Annotated in this window: 3 protein-coding genes and 1 pseudogene; 1 reads left to right on the top strand and 3 read right to left on the bottom strand. The window is 64.1% G+C overall.

Features of this window, described 5'->3' with window-relative positions; translation table 11 throughout:
* The 3 genes from EOA22_RS27165 to EOA22_RS27155 form a co-directional block, all read right to left on the bottom strand.
* The coding region (locus EOA22_RS27165; RefSeq protein WP_164755864.1) for an ABC transporter permease at nucleotides 1-774 on the bottom strand (774 nt) is incomplete at its 3' end.
* Nucleotides 771-2,339 (bottom strand): ABC transporter ATP-binding protein, encoded by a 1,569-nt coding sequence (locus tag EOA22_RS27160; RefSeq protein ID WP_063170327.1) that lies wholly within the window; start codon nucleotides 2,337-2,339, stop codon nucleotides 771-773. The genes EOA22_RS27165 and EOA22_RS27160, both read right to left, overlap by 4 nt.
* Nucleotides 2,340-2,415: 76 nt before the next feature.
* Nucleotides 2,416-3,444, bottom strand: a complete 1,029-nt coding sequence (locus EOA22_RS27155; RefSeq protein ID WP_063168892.1) for a BMP family protein — start codon at nucleotides 3,442-3,444, stop codon at nucleotides 2,416-2,418.
* Between the two features lie 100 nt (nucleotides 3,445-3,544).
* On the opposite strand from EOA22_RS27155, the pseudogene EOA22_RS27150 reads away from it, so the two are divergent.
* A pseudogene (locus EOA22_RS27150) lies at nucleotides 3,545-3,791 on the top strand (hypothetical protein); the annotation flags it as partial.

Raw genomic sequence — 3,791 nt, 5'->3', positions numbered from 1 at the left:
GGTCAGGGCGGGAACGCCGCGCCCCGAGTGAACCGCCGCTCGTGGATTGGCGCCGACGATCCTCAGCTTCAGCCCGAACGCCGTGCGCGTCATCACCAGATGCACGATGATGATCGCCGCCAGCCCAAGCAGCAGGCCACTGGTGATGGTCGTTTCGAACAGGCGCGGCAGCCGGTCCTCCACCGGCAGCGTGCGCGTCTGCGGCACGGTCGTGCTTGGGTCGCGAAACGCCAGCTTGACCAGCACATTGGCGAGCGAGGTGCCGAGGAACGTCATCATCAGGGTGGTGATGATCTCGTTGACGCCCTGATAGGCACGCAGCAGCGCCGGCACCAGCGACCAGATCATCGCCACCACCATGGCGATGAGGAACGAGCAGACCAGCGCCAGCCAGGCTGGCATGATCTGCACGAACACGGGAGCGCTGGCAGCCGCCGTCACCGCGCCAAGCAGGAACTGGCCGTCGCCGCCCAGATTCCACATGCCGGCGCGAAAGGCGACGATCAGGCCGGCGGCGAGAAACAGCAGCGGCGCCATGCGCGTCAGTGTCTGCTGGATGCCGAGCGGCGAGAACAGTCCCTTCTCCAGCACGAAGCCATAATAGGCCAGCGGGTCGACGCCGACGGCAAGCAGGATACAGCCGGCTATGACCAGCGCGATAAGGATCGGGCCGAGCGTCATCAGCAGCCGATGCAGGATGTCGCGGCGCGTCGCTGCCCCGCTCGTGGCATCGAGTGCGGTGGCGCTGACCGTGGGTGCGGTGTCGATGCTCATGCGGCAAGTCCGATCATCAGGCGACCGACCTTTGTGCGGGCGTCGTCTACGTTCTCGACGGTGCCGACCAAAGCGCCGTCGGCGATGACGGCGATGCGGTCGCACATACCAAGCAATTCCTCGAGGTCGGTGGAGATCAGCAGCACGGCAAGGCCACGCGCCGCCGTATCGCGAATGCGCTGGCGCGACGCCAATGTGTTGGTGAGATCGAGCCCATAGGTCGGCTTGTTGAAGATCACCACCTTGGCGCCTTCAGCCAGTTCCCTTGCCAGAAGCACCTTCTGGATGTTGCCGCCGGACAGCCGCGCGACGGGCGTCTTCAGGCTCGGCGTGCGCACGTCGTATTCGCGCACGAGCTGCGCGGCGCGCTTGTCGATCTCCGCGCGCTGCTCGACGCCGTTGCGCCAGAACGGGGCCGCGCCGACCTGCTTGAGGAAGAAATTGATCGAGACCGGGAAGGTGCCGACAGTGCCCTCGCCCAGTCGGTCGTCGGTCAGGTAGCGAAGGCCGCGCCGGCGGCGCTCGCCGACGCTCAGCGTCTCGATGGCGGCGCCGTCCAGCCGCACCGAGCCGCTTGTGGCTGTACGCTGGCCGGCCAGCGCTTCCGCCAGCTGCTTCTGGCCGTTGCCGTCGATGCCGGCTATGCCGAGGATCTCGCCCGGGCGGATGTCGAAGGAGATCGACGACAGGCCCGGCGCATTGTCCGTCGCCGCTACCGCCAGGTCCGTCACCTGAAGCAGCGGGGCAGCGCCGGCGCGGGCAGTGCGGACAGGACGCTCGACGGCTTCCGGGTCATCCTTCTGCTTGCCGAACATCAATTCCACGATCTCCGAGACGATCTCCTGTTCGCCCAGCGTGCGAAACCGCTCGGGTGGAATCTCGCCGACCTTGCGGCCAAGCTTCAGCACCGAGATGCGGTCGCCGAAGGCAGCCGCCTCCTTGAGCTTGTGGGTGATGAAGACGATCGCAAGGCCCTGCTCGACAAGGCGGCGCATCAGCGCGCCCAGTTCGTCGATACCTTTCGGCGTCAGCATGGAGGTGGACTCGTCAAGGATGAGCAGCCGGCTGTTGCGCAGCATCGCGCGCAGGATCTCGACCTGCTGCTGCTCGCCGAGCGACAACTCCGATACCTTGGCTTGAAGCTTGACGGTGATGCCGAGCGTGCCGGTGATCTCGGCGACGCGCGCCGCCAGTTCCTCGGTCCTGGGGCGCTGCCACCACGGCCCGCCAAGCAGGAGGTTCTCCGCCACCGTCAGCGTCGGCACCAGCATCATGTGCTGGAATACGGTGCCTATGCCGAGTGCCAGCGCATGGCGTGGCGAGGTGATCGGCGTCGGTTTGCCGTCGACCAGTATGCGTCCTTCGTCAGGCTGCTGCAGGCCGGACAACATGCCGATCAATGTCGATTTTCCAGCGCCGTTCTCGCCCAGCAGCACATGCACTTCGCCCGGGCGGATCGACAGGTCGACGCTGTCATTGGCAACGATGCCGGGGAACCGTTTGGTCACGCCTTCAAGCGCGACGATGTCGCGCCCGGCAACGGACGATGAAGAAAAACCGCTCATGAAGCCCAGCACCAAAAAACAGGAATCGTCCGGAGGGGTGAACGGATCACCCCTCCGGCAGCCGACCATGATCGCCTTACTGGGCGACGCTGGTCATCAGTGCCCTTACGGCGGCCGCGTCATAGACCGGCTCGACCTTGATCTTGCCGGAAATGACGTCCTCGCGCAGCGCCTGGATTTCCGTCCAGACATTGTCCGGGATCGCAGCGGTCTTCAGCAACTTGACCGAGTCGTCCTTGAGGCCGATCGTATAGTGTTTGGTGCCGAACGTGTCCGCCTTCAGGTCGGCAATCATCGCCGCATAGACCGGCTCGATATTCCACACCACCGACGACAGCAGGAAGCCCTTGTCGATCGGTGACTTGTCGCCGATGACGTCGATGAAATAGACCTTGCCGCCATCGGCTGCCTTGGTCGTCTCGACCGCCTGCAGCATGCCGAAGCTCGAACCGTTGCCTTGGCCGAAGATGATGTCGGCGCCCGATGCGATCACGCTTTCGGTGACGCGCTTGCCGCCGGCCGCATCGCTGTAGGCGGCCGGGCCGATCACCGCGTAGGTGATCTTGACGTCCGGGTTCTCCGCCTTCACGCCTTGCGCGAACGCCGCCGACTGCGAATTCCACGATGGCGGTTCGCCCGACACCACGATGCCGACCGACTTGGAACGCGACACCTTGGCGGCGAGACGGCCGGCGAGATAGGCGCCCTCGTGGCCGCTCAGCGTATAGTCGGCGACAAGGCCCTTCTCCAGGCCGGCTGGCGTGTCGACGATTGCCACCGGAACTTTCAATTCCTTGGCGATTTCAGGCGCCGAGGTGTTGTAGCCGCTGGCATGCGCGATCAGCAGGCTGGCGCCGTCGGAGGCAAGTTCCCGCAAGGTCGGGCGAACATCGCCATAGCCGAGGCCCTGGGCCACGACCACTTCGACGCCGGCGGCCTTGCCAGCCGCCTTGGCGGCATCGATGCCTTGCTGGTTCCAGCCGTAGTCCGTGCCTTCTTCGGGCGTCAGGATGGCGATCGACTTGACCTCGCCGGCAAGCGCGCCGCTAATCAAGACACCGACTAATATAACTGCACTTACACTGCTCTTAAGAAGCTTTAACATGTTACCCTCTCTGTTGTTTCACCAATCAATATTCTTATTGTTATTGCGCGAAAGCGAGATAGACTGCCTAGGAAAAATTACATTGTGGAGCTCAGGCAAAGTGAAGATCCGTTATGCCCTTCCGGTGATGCTGGCGTTATCGTCCTTCGCCAACGCGGTTGAGTTGCACCATGTCGTCGTCCGCACCGGCACTGACGGGCTCGACATGGTTCCGTTGACGATTTCGAATGCGGGCAGCGAAGGCCTCTCCTGCAACGCCGACTTCGCCCACTGGTATTCGGCCGGGATCGCAACGATCGAGCCGGGCAAGAAGACCCGCGTCGAGCTCTGGTGCGATGCGAAGACCG

It is taken from the genome of Mesorhizobium sp. M7A.F.Ca.US.014.04.1.1 (assembly GCF_003998745.1).
GTDB lineage: Bacteria > Pseudomonadota > Alphaproteobacteria > Rhizobiales > Rhizobiaceae > Mesorhizobium > Mesorhizobium ciceri.
Note: the sequence above shows the minus strand (reverse complement) of the source record. Positions and strands in the feature narration are given on the sequence as shown.